This window comes from Pontibacter sp. CAU 1760, from assembly GCF_054482735.1.
Window position 1 is genome coordinate 326,569 of sequence record NZ_JBTLRL010000005.1, and the last position, 18,470, is coordinate 345,038.

Below are 18,470 nucleotides of genomic sequence, written 5' to 3' on the forward strand. Positions count from 1 at the left end.
TTTTTCTAAGTAGTACCATTCCATCCACCGCGTTTTAAACAGAATCAAAGCATATGATTAACCCCGAAATCAACCCGTCAGACCTGCAAATATCGGTGCTGGACCTTGTTCCTGTCTTATCTGGCAAAACTCCGGCTGCATCCTTCAGCCATACCCTTTCGCTCGCCCAACATGTCGAGAAATGGGGGTACAAGCGTTTCTGGATGGCGGAGCACCACAACATGCCCGGCATTGCCAGTTCAGCCACCTCCGTGCTGATCGGGTATGTAGCCGGTGGCACTTCCACCATTCGGGTGGGTTCTGGCGGCATTATGCTGCCCAACCATGCCCCTTTGGTGGTGGCGGAGCAGTTCGGGACCCTCGAAACCCTTTACCCCGGCCGCATCGACCTGGGTCTGGGGCGGGCGCCCGGCACCGACCACGTGACGGCCATGGCCCTGCGCCGCGATCTTCAGGGAGCCGGGGAGGACTTCCCCGATAACCTGGAGGAGCTGCAAAGTTACCTGGAGCCGCGAGATGCTTCTTCGCGGGTGCGGGCCGTGCCGGGTGAAGGCCTGGACATCCCCATCTGGTTGCTTGGCTCCAGCACGTTTAGCGCACAGTTGGCTGCCAGCAAAGGCTTGCCTTTCGCCTTTGCCAGCCACTTCGCGCCAAGCCTGTTGCACACAGCCCTCAAGATATACCGCGACCATTTTCAACCCTCCGACACGCTGGACAAACCCTATACCATGGCGGGTATCAATGTGGTGGCCGCAGACTCCGATGAAGAGGCTGCGCACCTGGCCACATCGCTCTACCAGTCCTTTCTGAACGTGATCCGGGGAACCGCAAAACCGATGAACCCACCCGTGGACAGTATGGCCGGAATATGGGACGCCTCAGAGCAGTATGCCGTGCGGCAAATGCTGCAGTACACTTTCATAGGTTCGCCGGAGACAATCCGGCAGCAACTACAAGAGTTTGCCGCAGCAACTCAGGTGGATGAGGTGATGATCACGTCGCATATCTACGAACCGAAAGCCCGTCTGCGCTCTTATGAGATCGTGGCCGAAGTGATGGGCAAGAAACCTCAAGCTGTAACGAAGTAGGCGATCCGTACGCCTACAGACACAAAACAGACCGGGGCCGAAGCATGTATGTTGCTTCGGCCCCGGTCTGTTTCTTCCTTTCAACAGGAACGATTAGTCGATTTTGATTCTCTTTTTTGGTTTCTCCTGCTCTTCTTTTTTGGGCACGGTCAGGCGCAGGATGCCGTCGGTATACTGGGCCTTCACATCCTCGGGCTTCACATTCTCAGGCAGGTTGAAAGAGCGGCTAAATGAGCTGTAGTTGTACTCACGACGATGGTAGTTTTCCTTGTCCTCGTTTTTCTCCTCCTCTTTATGGCTGCTGATCGTTAACCTGCCATTTTCCATGTCCACGTTGAAATCCTCCTTCTTCATACCGGGGGCAGCAATCTCGATCTGGTACTCCTTTTGGTTGTCTTTGATGTTTACTGCCGGAACGCTTCGCTCGCTCATTCTCTTCCAGGGCATTGGCATCAGGAACATGTCGTTGTCAAACATCCTGTCCACGTCTGCAAATAAATCCGAGAAGATAGAGCGGGAGGGACTTGATACGCCTCCGTTTCTTTTTTCTAAGTTTGCCATAGTACTTTAAGCTTTAGATGTGAAAAACTAATTCTCTAAACAAAAAAACACGATGCCAAGGGGGTATAAAATGTCAACTATCCTATAATTAATTTAACGTGCCTGCCTTTATTTTGGTTGATTTTTAGCCCAGGAAGTTTAGCTCATAGTCCCTTATAAATCAACCCATTCACGCACGCTAACACGCCAATACACATGGGCCATTCTCAGAACTTCCCCATTAGCTAACATCTCAAAACTAGTCTAAAGTATAATTAACGGGTTGGAGGCTGGCCTCACCAAAAGGATAAATCACGCGAAATGCGCGCTGCCGCTTTATATCTCCAAAAGAATTCAGAACTTTGAGAGGTATGCCGTTTCAAGACTTACTCCCTACCCTGCCTGACCTGCCTGTAAAAGAAGCGCTGCCCGCACTGCTGGCTGCCTTTGAAAACAATGCAAAAGCCGTGCTGGAGGCCCCTCCCGGTGCCGGTAAAACCACCTTGGTGCCCCTTGCCATATTACAGGCAGACTGGTGCCAGAAAGGCAGGATCCTGGTGCTGGAGCCTCGGCGACTCGCTGCCCGTGCAGCCGCACAGCGCATGTCCGATTTGCTGGGCGAGGCGGTAGGCCAGACAGTAGGTTACTGGGTACGGATGGAGCATGTAGTATCGAACAAAACCCGGATCGAGGTGGTGACCGAAGGAATCCTGACGCGCCTGCTACAAGACGACCCCGCGCTGGAGGGTATAGCCGCCGTGATCTTTGATGAGTTTCATGAGCGCAGCCTGCAAGCCGACCTTGGCCTCGCTTTGGCCTTAGACGCACAAGCCGTGTTACGGCCTGATCTGCGCTTGCTGGTGATGAGCGCCACCCTGGATGCCACGATGGTAGGGAATTGGCTGCAGGCCCCCGTTGTTCGGAGCGAGGGACGCCAGTACCCGGTTGAAACCCATTACCTGACACCGGCAGAGGCCGCTGCTGCAGGCAAGTGGCCCGCCGAGCGCCTGGCCAACCTGGTACCTGCTGCCCTTCGGCAGGTCTTTAACACCGAGGCCACCGGCGATGTGTTGGTGTTTTTGCCCGGTATGGGCGAAATGCGTAAGGTAGCGCAACGCCTGGAAGGTAAACTGCCGTACGGCACGGACCTGCACCTGCTGCACGGCGACCTACCCCTCAGCAAACAGCTGGATGCCATTCAGCCTGCACCGGCAGGCACCCGTAAAGTGGTGCTGGCCACCAGCATTGCCGAGACCAGCTTAACGATAGAAGGGGTGAAAGTAGTGATTGACGGCGGCTACGCCCGTGCGCCGCGTTTCATACCCCGTACCGGACTCACCACGCTCGAGACGACCGTGGTGTCCAGAGCGGCGGCTGATCAGCGCAGGGGTCGCGCGGGCCGTCTGGGCCCCGGCGTTTGCTACCGGCTCTGGTCCTCTGCCGACCAACTGCAACTCGCCGACCGCCAGGTACCGGAAATTCGCGAAGCAGATTTAACTGGCTTGGCCCTGGAGCTAGCTATTTGGGGAGTGAAAGACGCCTCAGCATTGAGTTGGCTGGATACGCCTCCACAAGCCGCCCTGGCATTGGCGCAGGACTTGCTGCGCCGCCTGGAGGCCATTACTGACACCGGACAAGCTACTCCCCATGGCAAAGCCCTGGCGGCGCTGGGCTTGTCGCCCCGGCTGGGGCACCTTGTCATGCGGGGCCATGCCCTTGGCCTCGGTGCTACAGCCTGCGCGTTGGCGGCGCTGCTGGCCGAGCGCGACATACTCAAATCCCAGCAGCAAGGCTACAGCGCGCCGCTCCCCGACTTGCCCCTGCGGATAGAACTGCTGGCAGGCCGGCGGGTACCTACACCTGGGTTTGTGGTAGATGAAAATGCGCTGCGCCGGGTGCGGGAACAGGCACAGAACCTACGCCAACGCCTCCGGGAAACAAACAACCCGCAACATCCGGAAGCGGCTGGCATCCTGACAGCGCTTGCTTACCCCGACCGGCTGGCACAGCGTGAAGCCACGGGAAAGGTGCGCCTGCTGAGTGGGCAGCGCGCCAGCTTGGCAACAGAATTATTCGGGGAGGCGGACTTTTACGCGGTGGCTCACCTGGAGGTCGGCAAGCAGCCGCGTGTGCTCCTGGCTGCTCCAATCGCTAAAGAGGAGATGCGCCAGCATTTTCAAAGCCAGTTAGAGGAAGTCCGGGAGATACGTTGGGACAATACAAAGGAACGTATCGTCGCCCGCCAGCTAACAAGATTGGGCGCGCTCGTCTTCGGAGAGTCGCCATTGGCAAACCCTGATCCGGAAGAAGTAACGGCCGTACTCCTGAAAGCCCTCCAGGAAAAAGGAATAAGCCAGCTTGGTTGGACGGATGAGGCGTTGCGCACACGCCAACGCCTGGCCTTTTTGCATCACCTGCACCCACAGGAATGGCCAGACGTATCTGACGAAACCCTGAGCGAAACGATGGAAGTATGGCTTGGGCCGTATCTGCTGGGATTGCGAAGCATGGAACAAGTGGCTAAACTTGACTTCAGGGAAATACTATTGGTGGATCTGTCCTGGGAAAAGCGCCAGGAGATGCATCGCCTGGCTCCTACGCATCTGCAGGTGCCAAGTGGCTCCCGCATTGCCTTGGATTACTCAGATGCCCGCACGCCCATTTTGGCTGTGCGGCTGCAGGAGGTGTTTGGCCTCTTCGACACACCCTTAATCGGGGGCGGCAAGGTGCCTCTGCTGCTTCATCTCCTCTCACCAGCCTCGCGCCCGGTGCAGGTGACGCAGGATCTGCGCAGCTTCTGGACCTCGGGTTACTTCGAGGTGCGCAAGGACCTGCGCGGCCGCTACCCCAAGCACAACTGGCCCGAAGACCCCTTAACGGCCCCCGCAACACGGGGCACCAAAAAGCGTCCGGGATAGTGGTTCCCAGGCGAGTTTCATAGACACATTTGTTGCTATGGCATGTAGTTAGCTCTCTTTTATGAGGGTCACTAACAAAAGCAAGGTAGCCAGCACAGCCACTTTCGCGAAAATATTGCCGGGCAGGTGCACGCCCCCATGCCCCACTTTCTTTACAAAAACAGCGGCGTCTATGGTTTCGGTGTGGTTGCTGTCAGTTTCAAAGGACACGATATCCCCTACATGGAATTCACGCTCCAGATCAGTGAACCAGACAATGTCCTGGACTTTTCTTCTGCTGCATCTGAAAGTGCCATCTTCATTGCATACCCCAATATAAACGATGCGCTCCTTGGGTTTTTGGTTCTTGAACAGGTGGCCTTCATCTTGGGGCACACTTCTGGTGCCTTCGGTATAAGATGGCTTTACGGCAATTACTTTTCCTTGAGGCATAGCTTAAGCGGATTTAATAGGCAATACTTTTTTCAGGCCGAAACATGAGGTGTCCTATGCAACGGCTACACGGCTGGGTTACATCCTGGCAAAACTCAGAACTTTGTGCTCGAGCCGGTTTGTCCGTCTGAAGGCTGCGAGGTACTTGTTGAAGATGTCGTGGTATTCACGCTATCTTCTGTGCTGGTCGTCTGGCTTCCGGTAATCTGCTGCGACGATGTGCTGGTTATTTCTTCCTCAGTGGAGGCAGCTGGTTTTACGGGTACTACTTTTCCTTGTGGCATAGTGTTAAAATTTAATGGTGTATGAATTGAATAAGTATGCTATAATTTGATCTCGTAGATGTAAGTGAATGGATCATTTTTGGTCTTGAACTTAACCTTCGTCGCTCCTTTGGCATTGCAGTCAGCACCGGTTTCTATACCTGCCGGGTAGTCTTTTACAGGGATGATAAACATCAGTTTCTGGCCTTCCGTGAGGCTTGTCTCCCCCTCTGTGTCACAGGTTTCAATCACACCTATTTTCAGATTTACCCGGTTGTTATCCCTCAGAAAATCAACCAACGGCTCAATCCACTCATAGTCAATTAACAGGCTCGGCTTTACAGCAATTACTACTCCTTGTGGCATAAGACAATTTTTTAGAAGTTTATACGCTTATAATCAATTTATTACCAATTTTACATGAAATAAAATACAAATTAAAATCTAAATAAGCACATCACGTATATACTACATTAGAATCGGCTTACCAGAAAATTTTTTATGCAGAAACACCTACTTATTGCCTTTTTCTCTTTGATAAGTAGCCTGCATGCCCTCGCGCAGCTTGGGAACCCGTTCATTCAGAGCTTCACGCCCTCCGACTATCAAAGCAATGCCTATATCTCGAGTCCTCAGAACTGGGGGATTATTCAGGACAACCGGGGAATCATGTATGTGAGCAATACCAGTGGGGTACTGGAGTATGACGGTATCTCGTGGCAGCTGGTGAAAGGCACTAGCTATGGCGGGCGCTTCCAGTTGGCCAGAAACAGCGAAGGGCAGCTTTTTGTCGGAAGCCTGAATAACTTCGGGTACCTGGCCCCTGACTCTGCCGGCCGGATGGAGTTTGTCTCGTTGCTTCCGGCATTCAAGGGGCAACCCACGGAAATAAGGATCAACAAGGTGGTGACAGAAGGCCGGGATGTCTATTTTAACACAGCAGACAAGTTATACCGCTGGTCGGGCGGCCGTATGACCTCGTGGAGCAGCGAGGCCGGGTTTACGCGCATCTTCGAGAGCAACAACCGAATCTATGTGCTTGATAAAGGCATAGGCCTTGCTGTGTTGCAACATGGCCAGCTGTTTCCCTTGCCGGGCGGCGAAGCACTCAAAGGGCTCAACGTCACGGCCCTGATTCCCCTGAAACAGCAATCCCAATCCCTGCACGACTTTGTTGTCGTGACCTTTGATGACGGGCTATTCACGTTTCGGGAGGATGTTTTGGATAGGCTCTCCCCCACGCCAGGTAACATTTTAGAGGGCACTGCTTTTATGCATGCCGTGCAGCTGTCCGATAGCACCATTGCGCTGGCGACAACTTCAGAGGGTGTGGTCGTGATGGACCAAGAGGGAATCATCCGGCAGGTCATTAACAAGCAGAAGGGGCTGAACGACAATACCGTCATCCACCTTTCCACAGACCGGGAAGGCGGCTTGTGGGCCTCGCTTAACATCGGCATCAGCCGTATCGACTACCCTTCTCCCATCAGTTACCTAAACGAAAACGCAGCCCTGGACGGTATTGTGCTTGATATACTCAAACACAACACCCTCCTGTATGCCGGCACATCCTCTGGCTTGTACGTTGCGCAGGAGGACACTCCGAACCCTGAATTCCGGAAGTTCCCGCAGCTACAAAATGAGGTGTGGAAGCTCCTGCCGGCAGGCGGCGATACGGTTCTGGTGGTCTGCTCTACGGGCATTTATACCCTGCTCAACAACCAGCTGCAGCAACTGTCGCCTGAATCGGGCGGAACTGTTTTCAAGACGATTATACGCTCCAGGCGGCATCCGTCTCTGTACTTCGTTGGGTCGTCTGATGGGGTATGGCTCTTGCGGCGGCAGACCGGCAAGTGGCGTTGGGAAGGAAAGGTGAAGCAGGTGATGCATGATGTGATCTGGCTGGCGGAAGACCGCGATGGCCTGCTGTGGGCTTCTGCGGACCATCATATTTCCACCATCGATGTGCAGTCAGACAGCATCCCCACCCTGGCCGTCTCGACTTACAAACCCTCCGAAGAGCTGGTTAAAAAGCTTAACAGGTTCCAGGCTTCCAGCATCAATGGTAAAATTTACTTTGGCACCAGCAAGGGCATCTACAGCATCCGCAGGGAAGGGAAAAAGCTGCTACTGAAACCGGACACGAGCTTTGGAAAGCGGTTTGCCAACGGCACCCGTGAGGCCATCAACCTTACGCAAGGGCAAGACGGCAAGGTATGGCTCACCTCTGAGTTCAGCACAGGTGTGTTCAAGAAAGTCTCAGAGAATGGTTACGTCTGGGATACGATTCCGCTCAGCCGGATACCACGGGTAGATGTGTGGGCGATTCACACGGACAGGGACGGAGTGGTATGGCTTGGCACCACCGAAGGAATATTCAGGTATAACCCCGAAGTGCCAAAGAATTACGGCACGCGCCAGCAGACGGTACTCCGGAAGGTAAAGCTGCTCGGCGACTCCACCGTGTTTTTCGGGGCTTTTGGCGAACAGGGGAAACCCATTGTGAACCAGACCAAACGCTTCAGGTTTGTGTTGCCCCACGCGGTCAAATCCATCAGCTTTGAGTATGCCGCCACCTCCTATGATGCCCCTGACCAATTGCTCTACAGCTACATGCTGGAAGGCGAAGACAAAACATGGTCGCACTGGACAAGCGAGACCAAAAAGGAATTTACAGGTCTGGACGAGGGCACTTACGTGTTCAAGGTCCGATCCAAGAACATCTACGGCACCGTGAACCTGGCCTCTACGTTTGAGTTTGTGTCATTGCCGCCCTTCTACCGTACCTGGTGGGCGTATACCCTGTATGTACTGCTGTATGGCCTTGTGATCTGGGGCATCGTCAAGATCAAGCACCGCCACCTCATCACGACTCAAAAAGGGCTGGAGAAGTTGGTGCATGAGCGGACAGCCGAACTGGAAGCGGAGAAGAAGAAGAGCGATGACCTGCTGCTGAACATCCTGCCCGCCAAAACAGCCGAGGAACTGAAGGCGAATGGCCGCACGCTGGCCCGCAGCTATAAAAACGTGACGGTGCTGTTCACGGATTTCAAGAACTTTACCCAGATTAGCGAACACCTTACGCCGGAAGAACTGGTGGCCGTTATTGATTTCTATTTCTGCGCTTTCGATCGCATCATCAGCAATTACAACATCGAGAAAATCAAGACTATTGGAGATGCCTATATGTGTGCTGGCGGTATACCAAACCCTAGCGCCAATACCCCGGCCGATGTGGTGAAAGCTGCCCTCGAAATTGTGCAGTTCGTCAATAACCTGAACCCAAACGACAGCCATATCAAAAAGCATAAGTTTGAGATTCGGGTGGGCATTCATACCGGGCCGGTGGTAGCGGGCATTGTGGGCACCACCAAGTTTGCCTACGACATCTGGGGAGATACCGTAAACACGGCGGCACGTATGGAATCGTGCGGGGAGGAAGGGAAAGTCAATATCTCCGGTGCCACCTACGAGATCATCAAAGACGACTTCCAGTGCACCTACCGCGGGCGCGTGGATGCCAAAAACAAAGGCGAGATTGATATGTACTTTGTAGAGGGCGAAGTTTCAGAACAGGCAATCATGCACAGTGCAGCCACCCAGGATGCCTGATATACTGTGCCTACCATGTTTGTCCGTTAGCGCGGATGCAGTTCGTATCGACTGGGCCATAGGCCCAACTATATCCTACACGCGCAAGATGCGTGCGAAGGCAAGCTTAGAATGAAACAGCCCTGCTCCTGGGAGAGGCAGGGATGGGTAAATCAGAGCAAAAGCTTTGGCCAGTTTTGAAAATAAGAATCCAAGCCCTTAAAAAGCTGGAACACGGCTAAACTAGAAAATGCCCAAAAGCTTCCGGCGCTTGTAGATGCCTTTCAGGTCGTTTTCGAAGAGGGTATAAGGGTCCTGGTAGAACTTCAAGAAGTTTGGAACGCTTACCTGTCCAGGAAAGGGCGCATAATAGTGGGTTGGGCTGGTTCGGTCGTTGCGCCAGACCAATACATAGGCCAGTTGCAGGTCATCGCGCTTCATGGTTTTGAGCAGCGTATTCGTCCACCAGGCGGTGTCCGGGATAGACTCCAAGCCGGTTTCGGTAAAAGCCGCCAGTTTGCGGGCTTTTTTGGCGTAATCCGATACGATTTTAAGTTTCATTGCAGCTGTGTCTACGGCGTAGCGGTCGCGCCCCATGTCACCGTAATTGTCCATCCCCACCATGTCTACCCAGTCATCTCCGGGGTATCGCTCCAGAAACTCAGCCTCCGTCCTGAACTTGTTATCCGGCGAGTAAGCATAAATGAAATTGTGCACCCCCAGGCTGTCACGTAAGTAGGAAACCGTAAAGCGCCACAAGGAGATAAATTCCTCGCGGGTAGCGTAGGGCTTTCCCCACCAAAACCACCCTCCGTCAAATTCATGGTATGGCCTGAAAATGATTGGAGCCAGGTTACCGTCCGCCCCTTGCAGGCTATGCGCCCACTCTCCTATCCCATTCAGAATCTCCTTGTATTGCGCGTGCGCCTCTCCTCCGGGTATGAGGTAGCGTACGGCAGGCTTTGAGAGCGAATCCACCCAATAAAAGCCTCCCCCCGACACCGGGTTCGAAAAATGCCAGGCCGCTGTCGTCACGCCTCCCCGGTTATAGGTATCCACCACATTCTTGCGCACGCTCTCCTTTGCTTGGGCTATTGCCTCAGGCGAGCGCCCGGAAAAGCCGCTAAAATCAACCCCGATAACGGCGGGGTGCGAGCCGGTGACCGCCTTTACATCAGACCGATTGTCCTCCCCTGACCAGCCGTGACCGTACTCGGTTGCATGTTGGTGCCCGAACAGGGTATGCTTATCTGAAAGCCTGCCCATGTTTTTATACAGGGCTTTGGTTTCGCTAGTGGCGGCACTGTCAATTGGTTTCACAGGGGCGCACCCGATCAGTAGCAGGGCTGCGCAAAAGGAAAGTAAAAGGGCGTTTGGTCTAGCCTTCATGGGCGCGGTTGATTTAAGCATCTTGGATGTTCAAAATACGCATGCGTGGGGTGTCAGGCAAATGGAACTTCCGCGAAAGAGCGCCAAAAATCAACACAAATCCTATAAAGTACAATTTCATGGATTTTGTGTCGAACTTTGCTAAAATAATATCAGCGGTTTGGAGGGCATTTCCCAGGGATGGGACCAAGCCATTGTATAGCTATTTACTGGAGCAGCCGGTAAACTGGCTTAAGGCTTATAGGTCAGCCAGTTTGGTGAGTTTTGCCTCAATGTGATTTTCCTGCACCAAGGCATGGGCATATTTATAACTCCCGCGTGGCACGAAAAGCCGCAGGTCGCCGCCTTTCATCTTCGCAATGGATTCCAATGCTTTCCATTTGCTGATCAATCTGCGTTGCGCGTCTTCTTCCGGGTTCTTCACAACCAGTTCGAAATAATATTTGTCCTCGCCGCGCTTGGCGGTAAAGTCTGGCGTGAGGGTGATGTTTTTGCTGACCATGTTGAGCGACGCAGGTGTGGTATAGCCGTCAAAATCTGCTTTGATGTCTTCGAAACCGGACTTCTCTGCAAATTGGATAACCTGAGCCGCGAACTTGTTGTATTCTTGTGTTTCTTTCTGTGTGTAGAGCATGTGTAAATTGTTAAGTGAAAAATAGGCACGCCTGTTACCTAACGGGCATGTGGCAAAGCTTTCGCTGGTGTTTGCACTGCAGCAGTGCTTCCCCTTGAAATGTGTGATAACTCCGTGCAATAGTGGCAGACAGTATAATATAAGCCGCTTGAGGTGATGTGGTTGAGAAGCCGGAATTAAGGAAAGCACCAAACCGGCGCGAGGGCTGTACAACAGCCGAAACTTGACCTGCAGGAGACAACGTGGAATGCCATGCATAACCTCCTCTTACGTATTATACGAAAAAATCAGCAGAAAACCAAATATAAGCGCAAAAACTCAGGAATTACTTTATCCTGACCTACCTAGCGCCCGTTAAAAGAACATCGGCAACTGCTTCATTAACGTGTATCCGCCCATACCTGCCATCACCAGCACGACCAATGTTCCGAACAAGGTAAGCCACAACGGATGCCGGTAATTCCCAACCAAACCGGGTTTATGGGCTGCTATCAAAATCGTGGAAAGTGTGAGCGGCAGGATCAACCCGTTGAGGGCACCCGCTAGTATGAGCAGCTTTACAGGTTGGCCAGTTAGCACGAAAATAAGCGTGGACACTGCAATAAAGCCGATAATTATCACATTCTCATTGCTGCTGATCTTGGGATGAAAAGATTTGATGAAGGAAACAGAGGTATAGGCAGCCCCGATCACCGACGTGACAGCAGCCGACACCATCACGATGCCGAAGAATTTATACCCCAGATTACCCGCTGCCAGTTGAAAAACCGAGGCGGGCGGGTTGGCTGTATCTATGCTCAAGCCTTTACTGGTTACGCCCAATGCCGCCAGGAATAAAAATATACGGATGACGGATGCTACCGTGATACCCGAAACGGCACTGTTAGAAACTTGTCTGAGTGCCTGCTGGCCCTTCACGCCGGCATCTAACAGGCGGTGGCCTCCCGCAAACGTAATATAGCCGCCTACCGTGCCACCCACCAGGGTAATGATCGCGATAATATCTACTTCCTCCGGCCATATAGTGCGTTTTAGCGCCTCCCCGGCCGGAGGTGCCGAAGTGATGGCCACCACCACGATCAACAGGATCATCAGTAATCCCATCACCTGCGCGAAGCGGTCCATCACCTTGCCGGCCTCCCGCACTAGAAAAATGCCTATCGCAATGGCGGCGGCCAGCACCGCCCCAACTTCCGGGGAGATGCCGAACAGTACCTGGAAGCCTAAGCCCGCGCCACCCACGTTACCGATGTTAAAGGCGAGCCCCCCAAGCATGATCAGCACAGCGATAAACAGCCCCAGACCCGGCAGCACTGCGTTGGCAATGTCCTGGGCGCGCTTTTCCGACACAGCAATCACCCGCCACACATTCAGCTGCACCCCAATATCGATGAGAATGGAAATGAGGATGACAAAACCAAAACTGGCCTGTAAACGCTGTGTAAAAACCGTGGTCTGCGTCAGGAAGCCAGGGCCAACAGCGGAGGTGGCCATCAGGAAAGCTGCCCCAAACAAGACACTCCAGTTGCGCTTACTGCCCATGGGCTTGCCTGTTTACTGCCTGCACCTGTATGTTGGCCGCTTGAAGTTCAGCGCCTATTCTTCGGGCAAAGTCCAGCGCGTGCGGGCCATCGCCGTGAATACAGATCGTGTCGGCCTGTATCTCTACCACTTGCCCCTGCTGCGATTCAACTTTTCCCTCCTGCACCATTTGCAGCACTTGCTTGAGGGCTTTCGCCTCGTCTGTGATCAAGGCACCGGGTTTGCTGCGGGGCGTAAGCGTGCCGTCCGGTTGGTATGTTCTGTCGGCAAACACTTCATGAGCCGTTGCCAGTCCCAGGCGCTGTCCGGCCTTGATCAGTTCGCTGCCTGCCAGGCCATACAATATCGTCTCTGGCTGTACCCTGTAAACGGCTTCACATAATGCCTCGGCCAATTGTGGGTTGACGGCAGCCATGTTGTACAGGGCGCCATGCGGCTTTACATGGTGTAGCACGCCTCCTTCTGCTTGTACAAAGGCCTTTAACGCACCGATCTGGTAAACCGAGAAGGCATAAGCTTCTTCCACAGAAATTGCCATCTCACGCCGCCCAAAACCTACCAGGTCGGGTAGTCCCGGATGTGCCCCGATGGCTACGTTGTGGGTCATGGCCAGCCGTACAGTTTGCTGCATCACCAAGGGGTCGCCGGCATGATAGCCACAGGCGATGTTGGCGGAGGTGACAAAGGGAAGGATGGCGGCATCGTTGCCTAATCGGTACGCCCCAAAGCTCTCGCCCAGGTCGCAGTTCAGGTCTACCGTCGCCTGATGTATGCTCATATAGTGGTTTTGAATGACAATGCGCCTCGCAGTTTCTCGAGGTTTTTTTCCTGCCGGAGGTAAAGCGACTGCGCCTCTTCCAGGGTGACTTCTGCAAACTGGATTTTGTGACGGGGCACCAATTGGGCTAATTTAGAAAAGTCTGCCGAGATAACCTGCGCCAAACGCGGATAGCCTCCCGTGGTCTGGTGATCAGCCATGAGCAGAATCGGGTTACCGGAGGGGGGCACCTGCACCGTGCCGAAAGTAACGGCGCTGGAGACGGCCTCTTCTGTCGTATCCAATAGTAGGCGCGTGCCCCGCAACTGGTAGCCCATCCGGTCGGATTGAGCGCTTACCTGATAGGGCTTCGTAAAGAATTCCTGCTGGCTCAGTTCTGAGAACAGCAGATACTCGGGCCCCTTTATTACGCGTATTTCCTGCGGGTTGTGGTGCGCCACCTGCATCGACGAGTCCACGAACCAGTTTGGCTGTGCGCCCGGCTTTGCATGCTGCCCGTGCTTTAGTTGAAGAAAGTCTCGCATCCTGGCTGGAATCCCGTGGCAGGCAATCGAATCGCCGGTTTGCAACGCCCGCCCCTGATAGCCGCCTATGCCCGCCCGCAGGTACGTGGACTTGCTACCCAATACCTCCGGCACATCCAGGCCACCTGCTACTGCCAGGTAAGAACGGCAGCCACTTACCGGCGTGCCGAATTCCAGCACGCTTCCCTCCTCTACAAATATCGGCCGCCAGCCTTTTACGGGTCTACCATTGAGCATCGGCGAAAGATCGGCACCCGTGAGGGCAACCAGCTGCGCATCCGGGAAAAACACCTTGGGGCCTATCAGCGTGATTTCCAGCCCGGCCTCTCCTTCCGCATTCCCGACCAGCAGGTTGGCCGCCCGTAGCGCAAATGTGTCCATGGCACCGCTCACCACCATACCATCTTTCTGAAACCCCTTCCGGCCCAGGTCCTGTATGGTAGTCAGTAAACCGGGGCTGATAAAGTTAAGACTCATGCACTACCTCCTTTTCTTGCGCAAATGCTGCTTCCGTTATCGGAATGAACCGCACGGCATCACCGGCCTTTAATAAACTGGGCTTTGACTGAGCAGGGTTAAAGAGAACACGGGGCGTACGGCCGATCAGTTGCCAGCCGCCTGGCGTTTCAAGCGGATAAATACCGGTCTGGTTTCCGGCAATGCCCACCGAGCCAGCGGGTATGGAAGGTCGCGGCGTTTCCCGGCGAGGCGTTGCCAGCTCTGGGTTCAACCCGCCAAGGTATGGGAAACCGGGAACGAAGCCGATCATGTAAACCAGGTAATCCCGGCCGCTGTGCAGCGCGATTACCTCCTCTGCCGAGAGCCCGTTGTGTGAGGCTACAACATCTAAATCAGGGCCATACTCCCCGCCGTATAAAACTGGTATCTCGACAAGCCGGGGCGAACTATGATCCGCCTCTGTCAGCAAGGGCAGCATGCGCTGCAGGCAACCTGTAACTTTGGTATAAGGGTTTAACTGCCCTTTTTCGCTGATAACCCAGGGGTCGTAGTATACGGTAACGGTGGTAAAAGCCGGGACTAGTTCCACCAGCCCCACAAACGGGTGTAGCGAAAGGTGATCTGTGAAGGCCCGCACTTTCCTGTTGGTCTCCTCGCATATCTCATCCCCGAAGTGCACCACTACGGCGGCATCGCCAAGTGGGTATAAACGCACAGTGGGAATATCGCTTTCTTTCAGGTTTTTCATTATGCCTCTCATGTATGGTATACCATGCGCTGGAATCGGCCCCTTCACCTTATTTGCGCCTATTCAATGCCCTTTTGGGAAGCCCTGTTCTGCCCAGTGCCAAGCATATATACCTAATTTGCCGCTACCGGGGTTATATAAATATAGGAATACATCGTAATTTTGGGCAACATGAAAAAGAAATATATTCCTCGGGTGGGCCTGGCCTTGTTGTTTGTCAGCGGACTCACCAGCACTGGCTGCAGCAACAAACTGGCACCTGTAGCCGAGACGGCCACCGTAGAAACCGGCGTATCGAAGGAACTGGCGGATTACCGCAAGAAAGCCATCAGTAACCTCGCCTACGACCTAACCCTGAACGTGCCCGCCGATATCGCGGAGCCCGTGCTGGCGTCCGAGAGCATTACCTTTCAGTTGAGCGAGAACAGCAGGCCGCTGCAGCTCGACTTCAAAGCCCCCGCCGACCACCTGCAGCAGGTAACCGTGAACGACAAACCGGTCGCTATTGTGTACCAGCACGAGCACCTGGTGTTGCCCCAGTCCGCGCTGCGCGTAGGCCGGAATGAAGTAAAACTGCAGTTTGTCGCCGGTAACCTCTCCCTTAACCGGAATGAAGATTACCTGTACACTCTCCTGGTGCCGGACCGGGCGCGCACGGTATTCCCAGTCTTTGATCAACCCAACCTGAAAGCCACCTTTGCCCTGACCCTGACAGTACCCAAGGGCTGGAACGCGCTGGCCAACGGGCTGCTGCAAGACTCCCTGACCTCGGGCAACACCAAGACCTACCGCTTCGGAGCTTCCGATGAGATCAGCACTTACCTCTTCTCGTTTGCGGCTGGCAAGTTTGAGCAGGTGACACGAAAAGTAGATGGCCGGACGATGAACTTCTACCACCGCGAGACCGACGCCAGCAAACTCGCCCAGTCGCTGGACCCCATTTTCAGGATACACGGGGATGCGCTGGCATTTATGAGCGATTATACCCAAATCCCCTACCCTTTCCAGAAGTTTGACTTTATCGCCATTCCTGATTTTCAGTATGGCGGCATGGAACACGTTGGGGCCATCGATTACAAAGCGTCCTCACTGTTTCTGGACGAAGGCGCCACGCAGGACCAGAAAATCTCCCGGGCCAACCTGATTGCCCACGAAACGGCGCACATGTGGTTTGGCGACCTCGTGACGATGGAGTGGTTTGATGATGTATGGATGAAGGAGGTGTTTGCCAACTTTATGGCAGATAAAATCACCAACGTGTCGCTCCAGGATTCAAATGACGACCTGAAGTTCCTGCTCGACCATTTTCCGGCAGCCTATGGCGTGGACCGCACCGAGGGGGCTAACCCTATCCGGCAGCCACTGAATAACCTGCAGGATGCCGGCTCGCTTTACGGCAGCATCATTTACCACAAAGCACCCGTGGTGATGCGCCAGCTCGAACGGCTGATGGGTGAAACGGCCTTTCGGCAGGGGTTGCAAGAGTACCTAAAAACTTACGCGCACCAGAACGCCGCGTGGCCTGACCTGATTGAGCTGCTGGATGCCCGTACCACGACTGACCTGCAAGCCTGGAACCAGGTATGGGTGAATGAGCCGGGCCGCCCTGTTTTTACCTATGACCTGCAGACGACTGGAGGCAGGATTGAGCAATTGGAGCTTAACCAGCGAGGCGAGGACGGCTCGGACAGGGTATGGCCACAAATCTTTGAACTGACCCTGGTGTACCCCAACCATCAGAAAGAAATAACAGTTCAGATGGACCGGGCAACCAAAACGATTGCCGCCGCTGCCGGAGAGCCGGTGCCAAGCTACATCCTTTTCAACTCTACCGGAAAAGGGTATGGCGTGTTTCCGGTGGACGGGCAAATGCTTCCCAAATTGTTTACACTGGAAAACCCAGTAGAAAGGGCCTCTGCCTATATTAGCCTGTACGAGAACATGCTGAACGGCCGGACAATCAGCCCGAAGCAGTTGCTGGATCTATACCGCACCGGCCTGACGATGGAAAAAGAAGAGCTGAACCTGAAGTTGCTGACAAGCCAGTTAGGGGATATCTTCTGGAAGTTTACTACCCCGGCCACACGCACTGCACTGGCACCCAAACTGGAAATGGAGCTTTGGCAGGCCCTGCAACAGCAAACGGCAGCTAACGCCAAAAAGCTATTATTCAAGGCTTATCAAAACATTGCCTTAAGCAAAGAGGCCCAGGACCGCCTCTACATGATCTGGAAACAGCAGGAAGCCCCTGGTGGCGTGAAGTTGACCGAGGACGACTACACGGCGCTAGCCCTGGCTTTGGCCCTGCGTGATTACCTGGCATCAGAAAAAATCCTGAGCCAGCAGTTGGCGCGCGTACAGAACCCTGACAGGAAAAAGCGGCTACAGTTTATGATGCCTGCGCTTTCAGGAAATGTGCAGGTGCGCGATGCATTTTTCAATTCGCTGAAGCAGGAAAAGAACAGAGAGAAGGAGGCTTGGGTGAATGCGGCGCTGGCATATTTGCACCACCCGCAACGCAGCGCTACTTCGGAAAAGTACCTAGCTGAAAGCCTGCAACTACTAGAAGAGATACAGCAAACCGGTGACATCTTTTTCCCCTACTCCTGGCTACAGGCCACTTTTGGAGCATACCAAACGGCTTCGGCAGCGGCAACTGTGCGCAGCTTCCTGCAGGCGCACCCGGACTATAACCCAAAACTCCGCGCCAAGATCCTACAGGCTGCAGATGATTTGTTTCGGGCCGAACGCCTTTTGGGGATAGATAAGTAACACTCCAAAAGAACGCTAGTTGGCCTTTTGCCGAATAATGCGTGTTGTCACCAGCAACTGCCCTACATGCCGCATGGTATGCTCTGCGGCATGCACCAATAGCCCGATGACAGTGGAAGGAACCTGGGCGCGTCCGACTCCGCGTTTTTCTGGAAGTGTTTGCTCTGCTGTGCCCCGGAGTTGCTCAAGTGCCTGGTCTACCTGCCTGTCGAAGGCCTTTACCAACTCCTGGGTATGGCAAGTGCCCGTTTCTAGCTTTATACCCTCCGCAGCCAGCGCTGCTAGCTGTTGCGCCGTCAGCGCCTCTCCTCGGGCATAGGTCAACAGGCGGCTCAACACGCCTGTGAGGTGCTGGAGGTGGAAGCCAACGGAAGCCAGACCAGCGGGCCGATCCCACAGCCATTCCTCCGGGAAATCAGCCATCAACTCCGTCACTTCTTCGCGGGCCTGCAGCAGCGCATGAGCCACTGGCTGTAGCAATGGGGGCATATCCGGCAAGGGGCCACGCAGCCATACCTCTACTTTATCATTCTGCATACGTTTTATGTTTTCCATCCTCACTTGCACCAATGCTTCCCTGCATGGTTAGGGTTAAGCTCCTAGCTAATTAACATCCTCTGGATTAATTTAAATGAAATTTATGTTTATTTAAAAACTATCGTAAAAGTAAGAAGCTGTTTTAAAAGGTAGTTATGGATAAAAAGAGTGCCCACTTTGGTTAAGAAAGTTGAACGACCAACTAATCAAAACCTAGGTGAGCACCAATCAAAAGAAACAAAAAAGGAAGCCTTA

The 18,470-nt window shown here is 53.9% G+C and carries 15 protein-coding genes; 4 read left to right on the plus strand and 11 right to left on the minus strand.

What is annotated here, in order from left to right; translation table 11 throughout:
• Window positions 1-53: 53 nt before the first annotated feature.
• Entirely contained in the window at window positions 54-1,088 is a 1,035-nt protein-coding gene (locus tag ACXYMU_RS09820) for an LLM class flavin-dependent oxidoreductase (RefSeq protein WP_458986206.1), read from the plus strand.
• 93 nt (window positions 1,089-1,181) lie between these two features.
• Here the strand turns inward: ACXYMU_RS09820 and ACXYMU_RS09825 are convergent, their stop codons facing one another.
• Entirely contained in the window at window positions 1,182-1,649 is a 468-nt protein-coding gene (locus ACXYMU_RS09825; protein ID WP_458986207.1) for an Hsp20/alpha crystallin family protein, read from the minus strand.
• A 350-nt stretch (window positions 1,650-1,999) separates the two neighbouring features.
• On the opposite strand from ACXYMU_RS09825, the gene hrpB reads away from it, so the two are divergent.
• Complete coding sequence (hrpB, locus tag ACXYMU_RS09830) at window positions 2,000-4,546, plus strand: ATP-dependent helicase HrpB (protein ID WP_458986208.1); 2,547 nt, start codon at window positions 2,000-2,002, stop codon at window positions 4,544-4,546.
• A gap of 48 nt (window positions 4,547-4,594) precedes the next feature.
• On the opposite strand, the gene ACXYMU_RS09835 is transcribed toward hrpB, so the two are convergent.
• From ACXYMU_RS09835 to ACXYMU_RS09845, 3 genes are all read right to left on the minus strand, one after another.
• Window positions 4,595-4,978, minus strand: coding sequence for a hypothetical protein (locus tag ACXYMU_RS09835; protein ID WP_458986209.1), 384 nt, complete (start codon window positions 4,976-4,978; stop codon window positions 4,595-4,597).
• A gap of 95 nt (window positions 4,979-5,073) precedes the next feature.
• Entirely contained in the window at window positions 5,074-5,262 is a 189-nt protein-coding gene (locus tag ACXYMU_RS09840) for a hypothetical protein (protein WP_458986210.1), read from the minus strand.
• Window positions 5,263-5,301: 39 nt separating this feature from the next.
• Complete coding sequence (locus ACXYMU_RS09845; protein ID WP_458986211.1) at window positions 5,302-5,607, minus strand: hypothetical protein; 306 nt, start codon at window positions 5,605-5,607, stop codon at window positions 5,302-5,304.
• 135 nt (window positions 5,608-5,742) lie between these two features.
• On the opposite strand from ACXYMU_RS09845, the gene ACXYMU_RS09850 reads away from it, so the two are divergent.
• Window positions 5,743-8,853: an adenylate/guanylate cyclase domain-containing protein gene (locus ACXYMU_RS09850; RefSeq protein WP_458986212.1), complete on the plus strand. Its 3,111-nt coding sequence runs from the start codon at window positions 5,743-5,745 to the stop codon at window positions 8,851-8,853.
• Window positions 8,854-9,075: 222 nt separating this feature from the next.
• Here the strand turns inward: ACXYMU_RS09850 and ACXYMU_RS09855 are convergent, their stop codons facing one another.
• The 6 genes from ACXYMU_RS09855 to pxpB all read right to left on the minus strand — a co-directional run bounded on the left by ACXYMU_RS09855 (window position 9,076) and on the right by pxpB (window position 14,906).
• Window positions 9,076-10,221 (minus strand): glycoside hydrolase family 26 protein, encoded by a 1,146-nt coding sequence (locus tag ACXYMU_RS09855; protein ID WP_458986213.1) that lies wholly within the window; start codon window positions 10,219-10,221, stop codon window positions 9,076-9,078.
• Between the two features lie 238 nt (window positions 10,222-10,459).
• The gene (locus ACXYMU_RS09860) at window positions 10,460-10,855 is read right to left on the minus strand and encodes a hypothetical protein (protein ID WP_458986214.1); all 396 of its coding nucleotides are present in this window, start codon (window positions 10,853-10,855) and stop codon (window positions 10,460-10,462) included.
• 354 nt (window positions 10,856-11,209) lie between these two features.
• Window positions 11,210-12,397 carry an NRAMP family divalent metal transporter gene (locus tag ACXYMU_RS09865; protein WP_458986215.1) on the minus strand — a complete coding sequence of 396 codons (1,188 nt, stop codon included), beginning with the start codon at window positions 12,395-12,397 and terminating at the stop codon, window positions 11,210-11,212.
• Entirely contained in the window at window positions 12,387-13,175 is a 789-nt protein-coding gene (locus ACXYMU_RS09870) for a LamB/YcsF family protein (protein WP_458986216.1), read from the minus strand. Before ACXYMU_RS09870 ends, ACXYMU_RS09865 begins: the two co-directional genes overlap by 11 nt.
• Window positions 13,172-14,176, minus strand: coding sequence for a 5-oxoprolinase subunit C family protein (locus ACXYMU_RS09875; protein WP_458986217.1), 1,005 nt, complete (start codon window positions 14,174-14,176; stop codon window positions 13,172-13,174). Before ACXYMU_RS09875 ends, ACXYMU_RS09870 begins: the two co-directional genes overlap by 4 nt.
• Window positions 14,166-14,906, minus strand: a complete 741-nt coding sequence (gene pxpB, locus ACXYMU_RS09880) for a 5-oxoprolinase subunit PxpB (protein ID WP_458986218.1) — start codon at window positions 14,904-14,906, stop codon at window positions 14,166-14,168. The genes ACXYMU_RS09875 and pxpB overlap by 11 nt, the downstream gene beginning before the upstream one ends.
• Before the next feature lie 171 nt (window positions 14,907-15,077).
• Between pxpB and ACXYMU_RS09885 the strand changes: the two genes are divergently transcribed.
• Window positions 15,078-17,678 carry a M1 family metallopeptidase gene (locus tag ACXYMU_RS09885; protein WP_458986219.1) on the plus strand — a complete coding sequence of 867 codons (2,601 nt, stop codon included), beginning with the start codon at window positions 15,078-15,080 and terminating at the stop codon, window positions 17,676-17,678.
• Window positions 17,679-17,693: 15 nt separating this feature from the next.
• Here the strand turns inward: ACXYMU_RS09885 and ACXYMU_RS09890 are convergent, their stop codons facing one another.
• Window positions 17,694-18,215, minus strand: a complete 522-nt coding sequence (locus ACXYMU_RS09890; RefSeq protein WP_458986220.1) for a DinB family protein — start codon at window positions 18,213-18,215, stop codon at window positions 17,694-17,696.
• Between the last annotated feature and the right edge of the window lie 255 nt (window positions 18,216-18,470).